At 70.6% G+C, this 18,850-nt stretch carries 19 protein-coding genes and 1 tRNA gene; 10 read left to right on the forward strand and 10 right to left on the reverse strand.

Translation table 11 applies throughout. The annotated features are described in order from the left end of the window. Window positions 1-19 precede the first annotated feature (19 nt). The 3 genes from E5S66_RS00865 to E5S66_RS00875 are packed head-to-tail and all read left to right on the forward strand — an operon-like array spanning window position 20 to window position 3,785. On the forward strand, window positions 20-1,672 hold the full coding sequence (locus E5S66_RS00865) for an ArnT family glycosyltransferase (protein WP_138346700.1): 1,653 nt from the start codon (window positions 20-22) through the stop codon (window positions 1,670-1,672). Continuing rightward, window positions 1,659-2,663 carry a glycosyltransferase family 2 protein gene (locus tag E5S66_RS00870; RefSeq protein WP_171033431.1) on the forward strand — a complete coding sequence of 335 codons (1,005 nt, stop codon included), beginning with the start codon at window positions 1,659-1,661 and terminating at the stop codon, window positions 2,661-2,663. Before E5S66_RS00865 ends, E5S66_RS00870 begins: the two co-directional genes overlap by 14 nt. A 3-nt stretch (window positions 2,664-2,666) precedes the next feature. Next, entirely contained in the window at window positions 2,667-3,785 is a 1,119-nt protein-coding gene (locus E5S66_RS00875) for a glycosyltransferase (protein WP_138346706.1), read from the forward strand. A 22-nt stretch (window positions 3,786-3,807) separates the two neighbouring features. Here the strand turns inward: E5S66_RS00875 and galE are convergent, their stop codons facing one another. Together galE and E5S66_RS00885 are read right to left on the reverse strand one after the other, a co-directional pair. Further along, window positions 3,808-4,794 (reverse strand): UDP-glucose 4-epimerase GalE, encoded by a 987-nt coding sequence (gene galE / locus E5S66_RS00880; RefSeq protein ID WP_138346709.1) that lies wholly within the window; start codon window positions 4,792-4,794, stop codon window positions 3,808-3,810. A 50-nt stretch (window positions 4,795-4,844) separates the two neighbouring features. After that, window positions 4,845-5,798, reverse strand: coding sequence for a lauroyl acyltransferase (locus E5S66_RS00885; protein ID WP_246037096.1), 954 nt, complete (start codon window positions 5,796-5,798; stop codon window positions 4,845-4,847). Between the two features lie 31 nt (window positions 5,799-5,829). On the opposite strand from E5S66_RS00885, the gene dtd reads away from it, so the two are divergent. The 3 genes from dtd (at window position 5,830) to E5S66_RS00900 (ending at window position 8,379) form a co-directional block, all read left to right on the forward strand. Continuing rightward, window positions 5,830-6,270 (forward strand): D-aminoacyl-tRNA deacylase, encoded by a 441-nt coding sequence (gene dtd / locus E5S66_RS00890; RefSeq protein WP_028838614.1) that lies wholly within the window; start codon window positions 5,830-5,832, stop codon window positions 6,268-6,270. A 98-nt stretch (window positions 6,271-6,368) separates the two neighbouring features. Then, window positions 6,369-8,228, forward strand: a complete 1,860-nt coding sequence (gene rpoD, locus E5S66_RS00895; protein ID WP_138346714.1) for an RNA polymerase sigma factor RpoD — start codon at window positions 6,369-6,371, stop codon at window positions 8,226-8,228. A gap of 78 nt (window positions 8,229-8,306) precedes the next feature. After that, window positions 8,307-8,379 (forward strand) — tRNA-Ile (locus E5S66_RS00900). A 4-nt stretch (window positions 8,380-8,383) separates the two neighbouring features. On the opposite strand, the gene E5S66_RS00905 is transcribed toward E5S66_RS00900, so the two are convergent. After that, window positions 8,384-9,589 (reverse strand): sensor histidine kinase, encoded by a 1,206-nt coding sequence (locus tag E5S66_RS00905; RefSeq protein WP_138346717.1) that lies wholly within the window; start codon window positions 9,587-9,589, stop codon window positions 8,384-8,386. After that, entirely contained in the window at window positions 9,586-10,293 is a 708-nt protein-coding gene (locus tag E5S66_RS00910) for a response regulator transcription factor (protein ID WP_425472143.1), read from the reverse strand. Before E5S66_RS00910 ends, E5S66_RS00905 begins: the two co-directional genes overlap by 4 nt. A 93-nt stretch (window positions 10,294-10,386) precedes the next feature. Between E5S66_RS00910 and E5S66_RS00915 the strand changes: the two genes are divergently transcribed. The 4 genes from E5S66_RS00915 (at window position 10,387) to E5S66_RS00930 (ending at window position 14,685) form a co-directional block, all read left to right on the forward strand. Then, the gene (locus tag E5S66_RS00915) at window positions 10,387-12,354 is read left to right on the forward strand and encodes an LTA synthase family protein (protein ID WP_138346719.1); all 1,968 of its coding nucleotides are present in this window, start codon (window positions 10,387-10,389) and stop codon (window positions 12,352-12,354) included. Between the two features lie 12 nt (window positions 12,355-12,366). Further along, window positions 12,367-13,152, forward strand: coding sequence for a hypothetical protein (locus tag E5S66_RS00920; protein WP_138346722.1), 786 nt, complete (start codon window positions 12,367-12,369; stop codon window positions 13,150-13,152). Window positions 13,153-13,197: 45 nt separating this feature from the next. Beyond that, window positions 13,198-13,869, forward strand: coding sequence for an alpha/beta hydrolase (locus E5S66_RS00925; RefSeq protein WP_138346725.1), 672 nt, complete (start codon window positions 13,198-13,200; stop codon window positions 13,867-13,869). 69 nt (window positions 13,870-13,938) lie between these two features. Beyond that, window positions 13,939-14,685 (forward strand): LytR/AlgR family response regulator transcription factor, encoded by a 747-nt coding sequence (locus E5S66_RS00930; RefSeq protein WP_138346727.1) that lies wholly within the window; start codon window positions 13,939-13,941, stop codon window positions 14,683-14,685. A 23-nt stretch (window positions 14,686-14,708) separates the two neighbouring features. On the opposite strand, the gene E5S66_RS00935 is transcribed toward E5S66_RS00930, so the two are convergent. From E5S66_RS00935 to E5S66_RS00960, 6 genes are all read right to left on the reverse strand, one after another. Further along, on the reverse strand, window positions 14,709-15,704 hold the full coding sequence (locus tag E5S66_RS00935) for an MlaA family lipoprotein (protein WP_138346729.1): 996 nt from the start codon (window positions 15,702-15,704) through the stop codon (window positions 14,709-14,711). Continuing rightward, window positions 15,701-16,003 (reverse strand): STAS domain-containing protein, encoded by a 303-nt coding sequence (locus E5S66_RS00940; RefSeq protein WP_138346731.1) that lies wholly within the window; start codon window positions 16,001-16,003, stop codon window positions 15,701-15,703. The genes E5S66_RS00935 and E5S66_RS00940 overlap by 4 nt, the downstream gene beginning before the upstream one ends. Further along, complete coding sequence (locus tag E5S66_RS00945) at window positions 15,990-16,634, reverse strand: MlaC/ttg2D family ABC transporter substrate-binding protein (RefSeq protein WP_138346734.1); 645 nt, start codon at window positions 16,632-16,634, stop codon at window positions 15,990-15,992. The genes E5S66_RS00940 and E5S66_RS00945 overlap by 14 nt, the downstream gene beginning before the upstream one ends. Then, window positions 16,631-17,152, reverse strand: coding sequence for an outer membrane lipid asymmetry maintenance protein MlaD (gene mlaD, locus E5S66_RS00950; protein ID WP_138346735.1), 522 nt, complete (start codon window positions 17,150-17,152; stop codon window positions 16,631-16,633). Before mlaD ends, E5S66_RS00945 begins: the two co-directional genes overlap by 4 nt. A 93-nt stretch (window positions 17,153-17,245) precedes the next feature. After that, window positions 17,246-17,995 carry an MlaE family lipid ABC transporter permease subunit gene (locus E5S66_RS00955; protein ID WP_138346737.1) on the reverse strand — a complete coding sequence of 250 codons (750 nt, stop codon included), beginning with the start codon at window positions 17,993-17,995 and terminating at the stop codon, window positions 17,246-17,248. Beyond that, the gene (locus E5S66_RS00960) at window positions 17,995-18,783 is read right to left on the reverse strand and encodes an ATP-binding cassette domain-containing protein (protein WP_138346739.1); all 789 of its coding nucleotides are present in this window, start codon (window positions 18,781-18,783) and stop codon (window positions 17,995-17,997) included. The genes E5S66_RS00955 and E5S66_RS00960 overlap by 1 nt, the downstream gene beginning before the upstream one ends. Between the last annotated feature and the right edge of the window lie 67 nt (window positions 18,784-18,850).

Raw genomic sequence — 18,850 nt, forward strand, 5'->3', positions numbered from 1 at the left:
TCGCCACTATCATTCGGCGATGACCCAAACCCGCCGAGAAACCTGGCTGTTCTGGCTGTTCGCGCTGCTGATCCTGGCCACCGGGCTGGGCCTGCGCGATCCGTGGCCCGCCGACGAGCCGCGCTTCGCGCTGGTGGCGAAGCAGATGGTGGAAAGCGGTAACTGGCTGTTCCCGATGCGCGGCAGCGAGCTGTATTCGGACAAGCCGCCGCTGTTCATGTGGATGCAGGCCAGCGTGCTGTGGCTGACCGGCAACCTGCGCATCGCCTTCCTGCTGCCGTCGCTGCTGGCCGCGCTGGGCACGCTGTGGTGCGTGACCGACCTGGGCGCGCGGCTGTGGACGCGGCGCATCGGCCTGTATGCCGGCTGGGCCACGCTGCTGACCATCCAGTTCACCTGGCAGGCCAAGAAGGCGCAGATCGACCCGATGGTGGTGTTCTGGATCACGTTGTCCTGCTATGCGCTGCTGCGGCACGTGCTGCAGGGCCCGAATTGGCGGCTGTGGGCGCTGGGCTGGGCGGCGGCGGGTCTGGGCACGATCACCAAGGGCGTCGGCGTGATCGCGCTGCTGATCCTGGTCCCCGCCGCCGTCGCCTCGCTGCGGGGCTGGGCGGGGGTGCGCATCCATGCGCGCGATGCGCGTTTCTGGCTGGGCCCGCTGGCCTTCCTCGCCGCCTGCGGGGTGTGGCTGGTGCCGATGCTGATCGCCGCGCTGGGCAACGGCAGCGGCGACTACCGCGCCTACGTCGACGACATCCTGCTGCGCCAGACCGTCACCCGCTACGCCAACTCCTGGCACCACGGCCAGCCTTGGTGGTACTTCATCGAAGTGTTGCTGACCGCTTGGCTGCCGACCGTGCTGGCGCTGCCGTGGGCGATCCCGGCGTGGCGGCGGCGGCTGCAGCGGCGCGATGCGCGCTTCCTGGTCCCGCTGGGCTGGGTGCTGCTGGTGTTCGTGTTCTTCAGCATCCCGTCGGGCAAGCGCGACATGTACATCCTGCCGGCGCTGCCGATGCTGGCGCTGACGCTGGCACCGCTGCTGCCCGGCATCCTGCGGCGGCCGAATGCGCAGCGCCTGCTGCTGGGCTTCGTGCTGGTGTTCTCGCTGGCCGCGCTGGGCGCGGGCCTTGCGATGCTGCTGGGCGATCCGGGTTTCGAGCGCAAGTTCATGGAAGGCCGCGATGCGCACGTTGCCAGCGGACTGGCGTGGATGTTCGCGGCCATCGGCGGCTTCGGCCTGGGCAGCGCGCTGTGGTTCGGCCGCCGCCGCGCGCACGCCGCGCTGGTGGCGATGCTGACCGCGCTGTGGCTGCTGTATTCACTCGTCGGCGCGCCGCTGCTCAACGACGGCAGCTCCTCGCGCGGGCTGATGCGCGACGTCGGCGCGGCCATCGGCCCGCAGGCGGAGCTCGGGCTGGTCGGCTGGCGCGAACAGCAGCTGCTGATGGCGGATCGTCCCGCCGCGGACTTCGGCTTCAAGCGCGGCATCGCGCTGCAGTTCGCCGACGCCGTGCGCTGGCAGCAGGGCCATCCCGAAGCACGCTGGCTGCTGGTGGAGGAAAGCCAGGGCCTTCCCGCCTGCATCGACCGAGCGCGCGCGCGCGACATGGGTGTGGCCAACGGCCGCCGCTGGTGGCTGCTGGATGCAGAGGCCAGCCGTGGCTGCCGCTGAGTCCGCAGCAGCGCCCTGGCTGGGCCTGCTGGTGCCGGCGCACAACGCCGCGCGTTACATCGAAACCTGCCTGCACTCGCTGCTGGAACAGGCGGCGGGCGATCCCGGCATCGAAGTGCTGGTGCTGGACGATGCGTCCAGCGACGATACCGGCGCCATCCTCGCGCGGCTGGCGGCGGCGCATCCCGGTCAGCTGCGGGTGCTGTTGGCGCCGCGCAACGGCGGCATTTCCGCGGCACGCAACCGGCTGCTGGCCGAAGCGACGGCGTGCTACCTGTGGTTCGTCGACGCCGACGACGTGCTGCTGCCCGGCGCGATCGCCGGCCTGCGCGACGTGCTTGATCGGCACGACCCGGACCTGGTCCTGTGCGATTTCCGGTACCTGCGCGAGCGCGGCCTGTCGCGCACCCGCTGCACCTGCCACGCGCCAGCGAACACGCCTTCGGACAGCCGCGCGCGGCTGGTGGCGGCCACGCTTGCGGCCGGGGAACTGCACGTATGGTCGAAGGTCGCGCGGCGCGAGCTCTGGCAGCAGGTGGCATTCCCGATCGACCGCCACTTCGAGGACATCGCCGGTACCTGCCAGCTGCTGGCACAGGTGCGCCGCTGGGTCCACGTGCACCGTCCGTGGCTTGGCTACCGGCAGCATCCTCACAGCATCATGGCGACGCTGACGCACGCGCGGCTGGACGAATGGATGATGGCACTGGAAGGCATGCAGCCGCTGCTGGCGGATGCCGAGGTCGCCGCCGATGCTGCCGCGGTGCAGGCGGCAGCGGACTTCCGTCTGCGCAATCTGGCCTCGGCGCTGCGGCGTACTGCGCGCCTGCCGGCTGCAGATCGCGCAACCGCACAGACCACGCTGGCGAAGGCGCGGACGCGACTGTTCCCGCACGGCACCGCACCAGTGCTGCGCGCATGGCTGCGTCGCGGCTGGTGGCTGCGCGCGCTGCGCACCCACCGCGCGCTGCGCGCCGCGTTCGGACGCTAGCCGATGTCGAGGCCCGTCCGCGTCCTCCATTTCGTCACCGGCGGGTTCTCCGGCGGTGCGACCCAAGTCGCGCTGCAGCTGGTCAATGCCGCCCGCGACAGTGCGCGCATCGAACCGCTGCTGGTGCTGCGGCGCAAGCGCCGCACGCCGCCGGAGCGGATCTCCGAACTGCACGGGCAGGGCGTGCCGCTGCGGCTGGTGCCGGGCTGGTCGCACCTGGCGACCATCTTCGCGCTGGTCAGGCTGTGCCGGGAGTTCCGCCCCGACGTGCTGGTCGCGCACGGCTTCTCCGAACACCTGTGGGGCCGCTACGCCGGGCTGCTGGCGAAGGTGCCGGCCCTGGTCCACGTCGAGCACAACACCCGCGAGCGCTACACCCGCTGGCGGCTGGCGCAGACGCGCTGGCTGGCGCGTCGCACCGACCGCATCGTCGGCTGCTCCGAAGGCGTGCGTGAAGCGCTGCTGGCGCTGGGCATGCCGCCCGAGCGCACCATCGCCATTCCCAACGGCATTCGGCTGGATCCGTTCGTCGAGGCCGACGCGCAGCCCTTCGCGCAGCGCACACCCGGCATCGTGATGGTGGCGCGGTTCTCCAAGCAGAAGGACCACGCGACCCTGCTGCGGGCGGTGGCGCTGCTGGGCCAACGCGGCCTGCGCGTGCCGCTGCAGCTGCCTGGCGGCGGCAAGGCGCTGCACCGCAAACCATTGGAAGCGCTGGCCGCGCAGCTGGGTATCGCCGACCGGGTGCAGTTCCCGGGCGTGGTGCGCGACGTGCCGCTACGGCTGATGACGCACCAGGTCTGCGTGCTCAGCACCCATTACGAAGGCATGCCCTTGGCGCTGCTGGAAGGCATGGCCGCCGGCTGCGCGGTGGTGGGCAGCGCGGTGCCGGGCGTGCGCGAGGTGCTCACTGACGGCGAGGATGGCCTGCTGGTGGCGGAAGGCGACCCGCAGGCGCTGGCGAACGCGCTGGAACGGCTGCTACGGCATCCGGACGATGCCGCGCGGATGGCGGCGAGTGCGCGGCGCGCGGCGCTGGAACGGCACGACCGTGAACTGATGAACCGACGCTACGAGGATCTGTTCCTGGCACTGGCGGCTGCCGCGAATCGCACTGCCTGAGCCGTGGCGGCGGAAGACTTTCCTACAGGCCCCGCGCGCGCCGCTGCTCCCACGCCCAGGCATGCGCCACGATCGCATCCAGCGCCGGGTAGCGCGGCTGCCAACCCAGCGCTGCGCGCGCGGCGCGGGCGTTCGCCACCAGCGACGGCGGGTCGCCTTCACGGCGCATGCCCATGACCACCGGGATCGGATGGCCGGTGACGCGGCGGACCGCTTCGATCACTTCGCGCACCGAATAACCATTGCCGTTGCCGAGGTTGTAGCGCGCGCTGTCGCCGCCGGCGAGCAGCTGCCGCAGCGCCAGCAGGTGCGCGTCGGCGAGGTCCTCGACATGGATGTAGTCGCGGATGCAGGTGCCGTCGGCGGTGGCGTAGTCCTCGCCATGCACGGTGATGTGCGGGCGCCGCCCGGAAGCCACCTGCAGGATCAGCGGGATCAGATGCGTTTCCGGCTCATGGCATTCGCCCAGCTCGCCCTCGGCGTCGGCGCCCGCGGCGTTGAAGTAACGCAGGCACACCGACTTCAGCCCGTAGGCGCGATCGTAGTCCGCCAGCATCTGCTCGACGAACCACTTGCTGCGGCCGTAGGGATTGATCGGCGCTTTCGGATGCGCCTCATCGATCGGCACGTACTGCGGGTCGCCGAAGATCGCGGCGGTGGAGGAGAAGATGAACTTGTCGATGCCGTGCGCGCGCATGCCATCCAGCAGCATCTGCGTGGCGGTGACGTTGTTGCGGTAGTACCTGGCCGGATCGGCGACCGACTCGCCGACCTGGATGAAGCTGGCGAAGTGCATCACCGCCGCCGGCCGGACCTCGCCCAGCACCGCATCGACGAACGCGCCATCGCCGATGTCGCCGACGTGCAGCGGCGCGCCCGGCAATGCCTCGCGATGGCCGGAGGAAAGGTCGTCGGCCACCACCGCGTGGAAGCCGGCGCGGCGCAGCCGCTTGACCATGTGCGAGCCGATGTAGCCGGCGCCGCCGACGACGAGGATGGGGGCGGACATGTCGTGGCGGTTCCTGTGCGGATGGAGGGACGGACGCCTGCCGCGCGCGATCAGCGGTACAGGTCGAGGTACGGGTTTTCCTCGCCGCTGCCGGGCGGGCGCAGGGTGTAGCGCTTGTAAGTCCACTGGTACTGGGCGAAATCGCGCCGCGCCACCGCTTCCACGCCGGCGTTCAGCGCGGCCACCGCCTGCGCCGGATCCGCCGCGTCCACGCCCGCCGGCGCGGCCTGCACGTGCAGGGCGAAGCGCGGCGCGCCCGCGCCCGGCAGCCGCTCGCACCAGCACAGCAGCACCCGCGCGCCACTGCGGCTGGCCAACCGCCCCAGCAGGGTCATGGTCAGCGCCGGCTTGCCGAAGAACGGCGCGAATTCGCCCTCACCGGCCTTCGGCTGCTGGTCGGGCAGGATCCCGATGACCCCGCACTTCTGCAGGCGCTTGAGCAGGGTGCGCACGCCGGCCGCCTCGGCGCGGACCTGCTCGACATCGCCGCCGGCATTGGCGCGCACGCGGCGCAGGAAGGCCTCGCCCACCGCCGATTCCGGCGGCCGGTACAGGATCGCCAGCGGCGTCTTGCTGGCCAGCCACTGGTTCAGCAACTCCCAGTTGCCCATGTGCGGGGCGGCCACGATCAGGCCGTCGCCGCTGCGCAGGGCCTCGTCGAACAGCGCCTCGCCACGGACTTCCACGATGTCGGCCAGATTGCGCGCGGCCGGCCGCGTCCACAGCCGCAGCGTCTCGAAGGTCTGGCGGGCGGTGGTACGGAGGATGTCGCCCAGCAGTGCTTCCCGCGCGTTGGCGTCAAGATCGGCGCGGATCAGTTCCAGATTGCGCCGCGCGACCCGCGCCTCACGCGCATCCAGCGCGAGCCACAGGCGCGCCACGGCGTCCGCCAGCATCCGCAGCAGCCACCATGGCAGGCGCGCGATGGCCCAGGCCAGGGCATACAGCAGGGCGGCGGCAAGCTCGGTCATCGGCCTATTGTAGGAGCCGCGCGCGATGTCCATGAAACCGCGGTGCCCACCCTACAATGCGCCCATGCTTGCCCTGATCCAGCGCGTGACCGAAGCGAAGGTGACCGTCGACGACGCCGTGGTCGGGGCGATCGGCGCGGGCCTGCTGGCATTGGTGGCGGTGGAACCGGGCGACACCGAAGCGCAGTTCCGGCGGCTCGCGCAGCGCCTGCTCGGCTACCGAATTTTCAGCGACGATGCCGGCAAGATGAACAGGTCTTTGGCGGATATCGGCGGTGAATTGCTGCTGGTCAGCCAGTTCACCCTGGCCGCGGATACCCGCAGCGGCATGCGTCCCAGCTTCACCACCGCGGCCCCGCCCGCGGAAGCTGAACGCGGGTTCGACCGGCTGGTGGCGATCTGCCGGGAACTGCACCCGCGGGGGGTGGAAACCGGGCGTTTCGGTGCCCATATGGTGGTCAGCCTGGTCAACGACGGGCCAGTCACCTTCCTCCTTCGCCCCTGAACCTGCGGCCCTCCGGCGACCGGCGCCACCGCGCACGGTATAATGCTTGGTTCTCTTTCTGCGTCGTCCGCAGATCCCCACGAAACGGTAGCACCCCAATGGCCAACGAACGGCAGACAGCCCCGCAATCCGATATCAAGCTCCTGATCTCCAAGGGTCTGGAGCAAGGCTATCTGACCTACGCCGAGGTCAACGACCACCTGCCCGACGACATGGTCGATCCGGAGCAGCTGGAAGACATCATCGGCATGATCAACGGCATGGGCATCGAGGTGCATGAAGTTGCACCCGATGTGGAAACCCTGCTGCTGGCCGGCCAGCAGGCCGGTGGCCGCGAAGTCGACGAAACCGCGGCCGAGGAAGCCGCCGCGGCGCTGAGTTCGGTAGATACCGAGGGCGGCCGCACCACCGACCCGGTGCGCATGTACATGCGCGAGATGGGCACGGTGGACCTGCTGACCCGCGAGGGCGAAATCGCCATCGCCAAGCGCATCGAGGAAGGCCTGGCGCAGATGAACGCCGCGCTGGCCAGCTTCCCCTGGTCCGCCCAGATGCTGCTGGAGGATTGGGAGCTGCACAAGGCCGGCAAGAAGCGCCTGGCCGAGATCGTGGTCGGCTTCAACGACGAGGAGCCGGAACCGGAACCCGCGCCGGCGCCCGTGGCCGCCGATGACGACGCCGGCACCGAGGTGGACGAGGAAGAGGACGAGGACAGCGGCGAGGCCGATGAGCCGGCGCCGACCGGTCCGGACCCGGCCGAAGTCGCCGCCCGCATGGAGGCGATGGGCGCCGCGTTCGCCCGCTTCGAGAAGGCCTGCGCCAAGGGCGGCCCCGATGCCAAGGCCGCACTGAAGGCGCGCGAGGAAATCGCCGCGATCTTCGTCTCCCTGAAGCTGCCGCTGCCGCTGACCGACGCGCTGGTGAAGAAGCTGCGCGAAGCGATCAACCAGGTGAAGGACCACGAGCGCCGCATCCTCGACCTGTCCACCCGCGTCGCCAAGATGCCGCGCAAGGACTTCATCAAGGCCTGGGACGGCAACCAGACCAATCTCGAATGGGTCGACGAACTGCTCAAGCGCAAGCAGAAGTGGGGCAGCGCCCTGCGCGACGTGCGCGAACAGATCATCGCCGAGCAGGAAGCCACCATCGCGCTGGAAAAGGCGATGCAGGTGACCCTGGCCGACCTCAAGGAAATCAATCGCGCGATGGCCTATGGCGAAACCAAGGCGCGCAAGGCCAAGAAGGAAATGGTCGAGGCCAACCTGCGCCTGGTCATCTCGATCGCCAAGAAGTACACCAACCGCGGCCTGCAGTTCCTCGACCTGATCCAGGAAGGCAACATCGGCCTGATGAAGGCGGTGGACAAGTTCGAGCACCGCCGCGGCTTCAAGTTCTCGACCTACGCGACGTGGTGGATCCGCCAGGCCATCACCCGCTCGATCGCCGACCAGGCGCGCACCATCCGCATCCCGGTGCACATGATCGAGACGATCAACAAGCTCAACCGCATTTCCCGCCAGATGCTCCAGCAGTACGGCCGCGAGGCCACGCCGGAGGAGCTGGCCAAGGAAATGGACATGCCCGAGGACAAGATCCGCAAGGTGATGAAGATCGCCAAGGAACCCATCTCGATGGAGACTCCGATCGGCGACGACGAGGATTCCCATCTCGGCGACTTCATCGAGGACACCAACGTGATGTCCCCGATCGACGCCACCACCGACATCAACCTGATCGAGACCGTGCGCAACGTGCTGGCCGGGTTGACCCCGCGCGAAGCCAAGGTGCTGCGCATGCGCTTCGGCATCGACATGAACACCGACCACACCCTGGAAGAAGTCGGCAAGCAGTTCGACGTCACCCGCGAACGCATCCGCCAGATCGAGGCCAAGGCGCTGCGCAAGCTGCGCCACCCCAGCCGTTCGGAGACGCTGCGCAGCTTCCTCGACGTGGAGTGATTGCAGCACAGCGCCGCACGGGAACCCGCCGCGCACCGGCGGGTTTTTTGTTGCCTGCGGCTACAATTCCGCCATTGCGGGCCTATAGCTCAATGGTTAGAGCAGAGAACTCATAATTCTTTGGTTCCAGGTTCGAGTCCTGGTGGGCCCATATATCAACGCAGGCGGATCGACACCTGCGCACTTCCGTCGAACGCCACCTGCCAGCCCAGGCGCTGGGCGAGCCGGTCGAGCAGGGCGGAGCCGGTGCCGGTGTCCGCGCGCATCGGCGTTGCGGCATCGGCATCGGGGTCTTCCGGCGTCATGCGCAGGACGATTCGGCCCGGTTCCAGCGCCAGCTGCAGGGTGGCGTCGGTGCGCGGCTGCGCCAGTTTTCGCGCCAGTCCGGCGACCAGCAGCACGGCTTCGCGCGGGGCGGTGTGCAGCTCGCCGTCGGCATCGATGCTTGCGGTGATTCCCGGTTTGCCGGCCAGCGCGATCTCGGCCGCATCCCGCAACAGCTGCGCCGCGGCGATGGTTTCGAACTGCAGCGGGCGTCGCCGCGCGGCGGCGAGCATGGCTTCCAGCAGGCGGTGCATCTCGCTGGCACCACGCTGCAGCCGCGCATGGCGCGCGCGCTGGGCCGGTGCTGCACTGTCATCGTCCAGCAGCACTTCGGCCACACCCTGGATCACCGCAAGCGGCGTGCGCAGCTCGTGGCTGGCATCGGCCAGGAACGCCTGTTCGTGCGCGTCGGCATCGACCAGCCGCGTCTGGTAGCCGTCGATGGCGCGCGCCAGCCGGCCCAGGTCGTCGTCGCTGACGGCGTCGGCAAGCCGGCTGGGCTGCGGCTGCACCGGCAGTGCGTCCACCCCTTCCGCCAGCGCGCGCACGGGTTTGAGCGCAACTCCCGACAACCACCAACCCAACCAGCCCGCCAGCATCGTGGCGGAAAGCAGCATGGCCGCCACCAGCAGGTGCAGGAGGCGCTCCGTCGCCTCGATGTCGCCCAGGTCGATGACGAACACCAGCCGCCCCGCCGCGGTATCGAACACGCCGACGTGGACGGCCTCGCTGCCCGGGTCTTCGCGCACGCCGGGCGGAAAGCCGGCGTAGTTGCGCGGCAGAGTGGGATCGTCGAGGCGGTAGCCGCGCAGGCGCTGGGTGCGCGGCAGCTGCGCCGGCATATGGTTGGCCAGGCGCAGGCCGTAATCCTCCGCCTGTCCCTGCAGGATTTCGTTGGCCACCACGTATTCGTAGCGCTCGGCGACCGCCAGCAGGGTGACCGCGGCCAGGGCGCCAAGCAGCAACCCCAGCAGGGTCGCCAGCAAGGTGAAGCGCTGCCGCAGCGACAGCGGCCGGCGCGGAAGCGCTGCGCTCATGCCGGCGCCACGATGCGATAGCCGACGCCGCGCACCGACTGCAGCAGCGGCTGCGCGAACGGCCGGTCGATCAGCGCGCGCAGCTCGTACACCTGCGTCTGCAGCGCGGCCGTGTCGGCGCCGCCCGCGCCCCATGCGCTTTCGATCAGGCGCGCGTGCGGCACGATCCGCGGCGCCTCGCGCAACAGCGCGTCCAGCAGCGCGCCCTGCAGGCGGGTCAGGGCGATGTCGCGGCCGTCGCGACGTGCAGTCAGGGTGCGTGGGTCGTAGGCCAGTGCAGCGTACGCAACTTCGCCCGCGGCCGGCCGGCCGCGCCGCTGCAGCGCGCGGATGCGCGCCTCCAGTTCCGCCATCGCGAACGGTTTGACCAGATAGTCGTCCGCGCCTTCGGCGAAACCTCGCAGCTTGTCGTCCAGGGTGTCGCGCGCGGTCAGCATCAGCACCGGCACGCCGTGTCCAGCCTCGCGCAGGCGGCGGCACAGCTCCAACCCGTCCATGCGCGGCAGGCCGACGTCCAGCACGATGGCGTCGAAGTCGCCGCGCAGCGCCCGCGCCAGACCCGACACGCCATCGGCGCAGTGGTCCATCTCATGGCCGCGCCGTTCGAGGAAGTCCCAGATGTTGGCGGCGATGTCGTGCTGGTCTTCGATCAGCAGGACGCGCAGGCCAGCGGCAGGCACGCCGGGCGGGGCGGGATTGGGCATGGCGATAGCCTGCCACCGCTGCCCGGCAGAGTGTTAACCGGCGGCTGAGATTCGGCTGAGACGCGCTTACCCGAGCCGCCACAGGCTGCACGGATGACCCAAGTCCCCGCTGCCCGCTTCGACCGTTTCCGCCCGATGCGCTGGCTGGTGGCCTGCTTCCTCGTCATCTCCGCGTTGACCCGGCTGGCGCTGCTGGTGGCCACCGGCAGCGGCGTGCCGGCGGCGCCCGGCCCGTGGCTGTACGCGTTCGGCGTCGGCCTGGGCTACGACCTGCTGGCGGCGCTGTACTTCGCCTGGCCGCTGGTGCTGCTGCTTTGGCTGCTGCCCGCCGGCTGGCTGCTGCGCCGGCGCGGGCGGCTGGCGGTCGGCGGACTGTGCCTGCTGCTGCTGTTCGTGCTGCTGTTCGTGGCGGTGGCCGAATGGACGTTCTGGGACGAATTCCAGGCGCGCTTCAACTTCATCGCGGTGGACTACCTCGTCTACACCACCGAGGTGATCGGCAATATCCGCCAGTCCTACCCGGTGGGGCTGATCCTGTCCGCGGTCGCGGCGCTGGCGCTGGGCGGCTTCTTCGCCACCCGCCGCTGGCGGCGCGTACGGCGCGACGAGGCCGGCTTCGCCGCGCGCACCGTGGTGGTGGCGTGCTGGCTGGCGGCCAGCGCATTGGGCACCTGGCTGGTCAGCGGCGAGATGAAGGACCGCAGCGACAACGCCTACGTCAACGAGCTGGCCGGCAACGGCATCTACCAGTTCTTCTCCGCCTACCGCAGCGCTTCGCTCGACTACGCGCGCTATTACCGCACCGTGCCGATCGACGAGGCCTGGGCGCAGGTGCGCGCGCAGGTAGCGACACCGGACGCCACCTTCTTCGGCCCCGCCGGCATTGCCCGCCACATCCACAACGCCGCGCCGGAGCAGCGCATGAACGTGGTGCTGATCAGCGTGGAAAGCCTGTCCGCCGACTTCTCCGGCACCTACGGCCGCAAGGACTCGCTGACCCCCCGACTGGACGCGCTGACCAGGGACAGCCTGCTGTTCGCCGACCTGTGGGCCACCGGCACCCGCACCGTGCGCGGCCTGGAAGCGCTGTCGCTGTCGGTACCGCCCACGCCCGGCGAATCCATCGTCCGCCGCGAGCACAACGAGGGCCTGGCCACGCTGGGCGAAGTGTTCCGCGGCAAGGACTACCACGCCATGTTCCTGTACGGCGGTTACGGCGCGTTTGACGACATGAACCGCTTCTTCAGCCACAACGGCTACGACGTCCACGACCGCACCGACATCCCCGACCAGGAGATCCACCACGAGAACGTCTGGGGCGTGGCCGACGAAGACCTCTACAGCATGGCGATGAAGCATTTCGATACCGATTTCAAAGCCGGCAAGCCGTTCTTCGCCCACCTGATGACCACCTCCAACCACCGCCCCTACACCTTCCCGGCCGGTCGCGGGCCGTGGCCGCAGGGCAAGCGCGAGAGCGCCGTGGCCTACACCGACTGGGCGATCGGTGATTTCCTGCGCCGCGCCAGCAGCAAGCCCTGGTACCGCAACACCCTGTTCGTGATCACCGCCGACCACTGCGCCTCCAGCGCCGGCATCGCCGCACTGCCGGCGTTCCGCTACCGCATCCCGCTGTGGATCTACGCGCCCGGCGGGCAGGTCGCGCCGGGCCGCGTGGAGCGCCGGGTCAGCCAGATCGACATCGCGCCGACCGTGCTGGGGATGCTGGGCATGGACTACGACAGCCGCTTCTACGGCGTGGACGTGTTTCAGCAACCCTCCGGTCGCGCGCGCGCCTTCATCGGCACCTACCAGCTGCTGGGCTACCTGCGCGACGACAAGCTGGTGCAGCTCTCTCCGCATCGCAAGGTGGACACGTTGCGCCCGGCCTACGCCCGCGACGTGGCGCAGCCCGAACTGGCGGAGGATCCGGCACTGACCCTGCAGGCAATCAGCGCCTACCAGACCGCGACCGCCGCGTTCGCCGACGGCTCGATGACGCAGGCCGCACTGGAGCGCGAAGCGCGCGCGGCTGCAGCGACAGGCGCGGGCTCGCGCTGACGCCATGGCGCGATGACTTCCGGCGCTGGCGACGCCCAGTCGCCCGTCGCATCCTGCGCGTATCCCGCCGAGGTCTTCTCGATGCGCATTCTGTTCGCCCTGTTGCTGTCCTGCTGCCTGCCGCTGGCCCATGCCCGCGAACCTGCGCCCGCCGAGGTCGCGGTGCTGGTCACCCTGCACCAGCTGCACGCGCAGGTGCCCGCCTACGACCACGCGGCGCTGAAGCGCAGCATCGAGCGGCTGGCGCCGGACGTGCTGTGCATCGAGGTGAGCCCGTCGCGCTACGCCGCGCGCGGACCGGAGGCCAACAAGATCGAATATCCGGCGGTGGTCTATCCGCTGATCGATGCGCGCGGCTACCGGGTGTACCCGATGGAACCGGCAGCGCCGCGCGACGCGGAGATCCTGCAGCCCTACCTTGCGGCCAGCCGCGCGTTCGCCGAGCAGCAGCCCGCCGCGTCGCAGGCGTTCCAGGCGCAGGCCAGCGCGCTGTACGCCACCCTGCGCCTGTACTGGACCTCGCCCGCACGGGTGAACGACGCCGTCACCGACGCGCAGATGCAGGCCAAGCACGCGCTGCAGGCAGCGCTGGTCGGCGAGGGCGAGCGGGCCGGCTGGGAGGCGTGGAACGGCGAGTTCCTGGCCACCATCATCCGCGCCGCGCGGGAGCACCCGGGCAAGCGCATCGTGGTGCTGGTCGGCGCCGAACACGGCTACTGGCTGCGCGCGGCGCTGGCGCGCACGCCCGGCCTGCGCCTGCTGGACACCGCGTCGCTGCTGGCCGCGACCGGCGACTGAGCAACCCCCGGCATAATGCGCGCCGACCTTACGCTGGAGCCGCGCATGCTGCTGGACACCGTCGAACACGAAACCGGCCCCAACCCCGAGTGGTGCGTGCTGTGGCTGCACGGGCTCGGCGCCGACGGCAACGACTTCGCGCCGATCGTGCCCGAGCTGGTGCGGCGCGACTGGCCGGCGCTGCGCTTCGTGTTCCCGCATGCGCCGGTGCGCGCGGTCACCATCAACGGCGGCGCGCGGATGCGCGCCTGGTACGACATCCGCGACTTCGACCTGGCCAACCGCGCCGACCTGAAAGGCGTGGACGAGTCGGTGGCGCAGGTGGAGGCGCTGATCGCGCGCGAAGCCGAGCGCGGCATTCCGCCGCAGCGGCTGCTGCTGGCCGGGTTCTCGCAGGGCGGCGCGATCACCCTGGCGGCGGGACTGGCGCGCGCGCAGCCGCTGGCCGGTCTGATCGCCCTGTCCACCTATCTGCCGATGCCGCTGGCGTTGGCGCAGCAGCGGCTGCAGCCCCAGGCTACCGCGCAGCCGCTGTTCATGGCCCACGGCAGCTTCGACCCGGTGGTGCCGGTCGCCGCCGGTGAGGCCGGGATGCAGGCGCTGCGCGGCTTCGGCTTCGATCCGCAGTGGCAGCGCTACCCGATGCAACATCAGGTGTGCGCCGAGGAGATCGCCGACCTGGCCGAGTGGATGGGCGCGCGCCTGGCCGCCGGTTGAGGTGACGCACGCCGCACCGCGCGGCTACCATCGCCGCCAGGGCCGGGCGCTGCCGGGGAGAGACACGCCATGACCGCAACCGCGTTGCGCGTGCTGATCGTCGACGACGAGCCGCTGGCACGGGCGCGGCTGCGCGCGCTGCTGGAGGCGCAACCGGGCGTGCAGGTGATCGGCGAGGCCGGCGACGGCGAGACGGCGCTGGCGGCCTGCGCCGAAGACGCCCCCGACCTGGTACTGCTGGACATCGCCATGCCCGGCATCGACGGGCTGGAAACCGCGCGCCGGTTGGGCGCGCTGCCGCTGCGCCCGGCCATCGTGTTCTGCACCGCCTTCGACGTGCATGCGCTGTCCGCGTTCGAAGCGCAGGCGCTGGACTACCTGGTCAAGCCGGTACGCGGCGAGCGCCTGGCCGGGGCGCTGGACAAGGTGCGCACCTTCCTCGCCGGCCGTGCCCGCCAGCAGGACGCCCCCCCGCCGGGCCAGCCGCGCAGCCACCTGTGCGCGCGTCTGCGTGGCAGCCTGCGGCTGATCCCGGTCGAGGACATCCGCTACCTGCAGGCCGACGAGAAATACGTGGTGGTGCATCACGCCCGCGGCGAGGACCTGATCGAGGAATCGCTGAAGTCGCTGGAAGCCGAATTCGCCAGCCGCTTCATCCGCATCCACCGCAACTGCCTGGTGGCGCGCGACGAGATCGTCGAGCTGCACCGCTCGCCGGATGGCCAGGTGCATGCGGTGCTGCGCAACGTGACCGCGCCGCTGGAGGTCAGCCGGCGCTGCCTGACCCAGCTGCGCGACGCCCTGCGACACCTGTAGCGGCGCGCCGCGCCAATTCGCGATTACGGCTTGGACGTGGGCGCCGGCGTCGGCTCGGCTTCCATCAGATAGGCCGGCAGCGCTTCGTTGCCTTCGTCACGCTGGCTGCGGTCGGCCTCCACCAGATAGCGGCGGCGCGCCAGCCAGGCATCGCGGGTCAGCACGTATTCGTCGGGGGCGGCTTCGCGCAGTTCGTCCAGCGACAGCAGGCCGGAGCGCACGTCGATCAGCCACAGCGCTTCCAGCGACACCCGGGTGCGGTCGTGCTCGACGTAGGTCATCGGCGCCATCGAGGAATCGCCCACTGCGCCCACGGCATCGCGCACGGTGCGCGGACCGAGGAAGGGCAGCTCCAGGTAACGCGATTCTCGCCAACCCCAGCGTGCCAGCGTGCGGCCGAAATCGGCACCGTGGCGGTGCATCTTCAGTGCCTTGGTCGCCGGATCGAAGATCCCGCCGATGCCGACGATGGTATTGACCAGGAAGCGGCCCAGCGTCTCCACCGATTCACGCGGACGCCCCTGCAGCAGCAGGTTGCCGAACGCCAGCGGCGCGCCGATGTTGTCGAAAAAATTGCTGACCCCGGCGCGCACCGGCACCGGCACCACCTTCACGTAGCCGCGCGCCAGCGGGCGCATGAAACCCTGGTCGATGGCGGCGTTGAACGCGTGCACGCGGCGGTTCATCGGCTCCCACGGGTCCAGCGCGGCGAAACGGTCGCCGCCGTCGTCGCCGGCGGTGGCCGCGTCGCCGTAGATGGCCGCGAAGTCGTCGTCGCCGACGCTGTCCGCGGGCGGCTCGAGGGTGACAACCGCGGCCGTGGCATCCGCCAGCGCCGGCGCGGCCGGTTCGGTGGCGGTCGCGGGTTCGACCGGCGTCGGCGACGCGGTGTCGGCAGCCGCGGCCTCCACCACCGTGTCGGCCGGCACGTCGGACGCGGCGCGCGGCGCCGGCCCGGTGGCGCAGCCGGCGGTGGCCAGCAACAGGACTAGGGCGGCGCCGGCAAGCAGGCGGTTCATACGGTTCCTTGCGCGCGGATCAGGTCCGCGTTCATACGGTAGGCGGCGCACAGGCCGGCCAGCCCGGGCGGCTCGCCTTCGATGCGGCGGGTTGCCTGCGGCAGGCGGTCGGCGAGTTCGGCCAGCAGCGCCAAGCCGGCGCTGTCGAGCGCTTCGACCGCTTGCAGGTCCAGCGCCTGGGCGCCGTCCAGCGCGGCCAGCGCACGCGGCCACAGGCCGGCCACGCTGGCGCGGTCGAGCCGGCCGCGCAGGCGCAGCAACGTGCCCGCGCGCTCCACGCTGGGCTCAGTGGCTGCCATTGCCGGAGGCGGCCTTGAGGCTGCCGTTGCGCAGGTCGGCGGCGACCTGGGCGATGCCCTTCTGCCGCAGCGGGCTGTCGAACTGGCCGCGGAAGGTCTGCACGTAGGACACGCCTTCGATCATCACGTCGAAGATCTTCCAGCCGCCGTTGTTGCGGACCAGGTAGTCCACCGGCACCGGCGCGCCGTTGTCGCGCAGCAGCTCGGTGGACACCTTCATGCCGCGCCCGCCGGGCAGTGCGGTCTCGCCCTTCAGGCGCAGCCGCGGCTTGCCTTCGAAATCGAGCAGGGCGGCGCCGTAGCGCTGCATCAGGTTGTCCACCATGGCGTCGGCGAACAGCTTGATGTCGGCCTCGCTGGCGCCGCGGCCGTGCGCGCCCAGCACCAGCCGGGCGGCGTACATGCTGTCGAAGCTGCCGCGCAGTTCGCTGTCGATGAAGCTGCGCAGGGTGGCCGGGTTCTTGCGGAACTCGGCGCGGCGCTGCTGCAGGGTGGTGAGGACGCGGCCGCCGTTGGCGACCACCTGCTGGCCGGGGCTAACAGCGGCCTGCTGGGCGTGGGCGGCCAGCGGCGTAACCGCCAGCAGGGGCGCCGCGACGGCGAGCGACAGGGACAGGATCAGGGACTTCATGGGGTGGTTTCCGTGGGGGACGGGGGAGTTGCGCTGTCGTTGGCAGCGGCCGGCGCGGCCGCGCTGCCGCCGCCGAACATGTACTTGCCGACCATCTGGATCAGATCCACTGCCGGCTGCGTATAGGCGATTTCCTCGCCGGACTTGAGGTTCTCCGGGTCACCGCCCGGCTGCAGGCCGACGTAGCTCTCGCCCAGCAGGCCGCTGGTGAAGATGCCGGCGGAGGTGTCGGCCGGCAGCTGGTAGCGCTGGTCGATGTCCAGCGTCACCACCGCGTCGAAACGCTTGGGGTCGAGATCGATCCTCGCCACCCGGCCCACCGCCACGCCGCCGATCCGCACCGGCGCCTGCAGGCGCAGCTGGCCGAGGGTGGAGAAGCGCGCGGTCAGCGGATAGGTGTCGCCGCCGCCGCCGAACTGGCGGTTGGTCGAGGCGAACGCCAGCACCAGCAGCGATGCCAGCGCCAGCAGCAGGAACGCACCGACCGCGAATTCGAGCCTGGGGCCACGGATTGCCATTGTTCTACCTCTGTCCAAACTTGCAGGGCGTCGGCGACGCCGGATGATTCGGTTGAAACCCCGCGCGACCACGCGCGGGGGCCTGTGCCGGCCTCACTGGAACATCAGCGCGGACATCACGAAATTGAGCATCAGCACCAGCAGCGAGGCGTTGACCACCGCGCGGGTGGTGGCCACCGAGGTGCCCTCGATGGTGGGTTCGGCGTGGAAGCCGGAATGCGAGGCCACCAGCGCCGCGGTGCCGCCGAACACGGCCGACTTCAGCAGCGCCACGCCGAAGTCGTCCCACGCATCCACGCTGTTCTGCAGCGCCGACCAGAAGGTGCCGTTGTCGAGGCCGAGGATGCGCACCGCCTCGAACCAGCTGGCGGCGATCGCCAGCGAGCAGAAGAACCCGGTCAGCAGCGGCACGCACAGCACCGCCGCCCAGAAGCGCGGCGCCACCGCCTTGGCCAGCGGATCGATCGCCATCAGCTCCAGCGCCTTGATCTGGTCGGTGGCGCGCATCAGCCCCAGCTCGGCCGAGATCGAGCTGCCGGCGCGGCCGATGAACAGCAGCGCGGTCAGCACCGGGCCCAGCTCGCGATACAGCGACAGTCCCAGCAGGGTGGACAGCGCGTCCGAGGCGCCGAAGGTCTGCAGCGTGCGGTAGCCCTGCAGGGTCAGCACCAGGCCGACGAAGGCGCCGCCCACCGCGATGATCGGCAGCGAGCGCGCGCCGACCTTGTAGATCTCCTTGACCAGCTCGGCCAGGAAATCCGCGCTCGGGCGCGAGGCGCGCAGCACCGACAGCGAGAACAGCCCGGCGCGGCCAAGCGAACGCACGGATGCGACCACGGGCATCAGGCGGCCTCCTGCCGGGGCGCACTTTCGAACGCGATCGGGCCGTCGGGGGTACCGTCGAGGAACTGCCGCAGCAGCGGATCGGTGCTGGCCTGCAGCGCCTCGGGGGCGCCGTCGAACATGACGGTGCCATTGGCGATGACGACCGCCTGGTCGCAAACCGGCAGCGTTTCGCGCACGTGGTGGCTGACCACGATGCAGGTCAGGCCCAGGGTCTGGTTGAGCCGGCGCAGCAGGCTCATGATCACCCCGCTGGCGATCGGGTCCAGCCCGGTCAGCGGTTCGTCGCAGAGCAGCAGCGGCGGGTCCAGCGCCAACGCGCGGGCCAGCGCGGCGCGGCGGGCCATGCCGCCGGACAGCTCGCGCGGGAACAGGTTGGCGGCGGCGCGCAGGCCCACCGCATCCAGCTTCATCTCCACCAGCCGGCGCAGCACCGGCTCCGGCAGGCGGGCGTGGGCGCGCAGCGGCAGCGCCACGTTTTCGGCCACGCTGAGGTCGGTGAGCAGGCCGTTGCCCTGCAGCAGCACGCCCAGGCCCTTGCGCATTTCCAGCAGCGCGCGCGGCTGGCGCGGGACTTCCCGGCCGAACACCTCGACGCGGCCCGACACCGGCACCAGTTCGCCGGTGATCGCAGCCAGCAGGGTTGACTTGCCGGTGCCGGACGGCCCCAGCACCGCGGTCATGCTGCCCTGCGGAATCGCCAGGTCCAGCCCGTGCAGGATGGTCCGTCCGCCGCGATCCAGGCGGACGGACGACAGGCGCACGGCAGTGGCGGACGGGTCGGACATGACAATGGGGGACCGGAAGGGGGATGCAGAGCGGCCGCGCGCGGGCGCGAGGCCGCACAGGTTGCCG

It is taken from the genome of Thermomonas fusca (assembly GCF_005862345.1).
GTDB lineage: Bacteria > Pseudomonadota > Gammaproteobacteria > Xanthomonadales > Xanthomonadaceae > Thermomonas > Thermomonas fusca.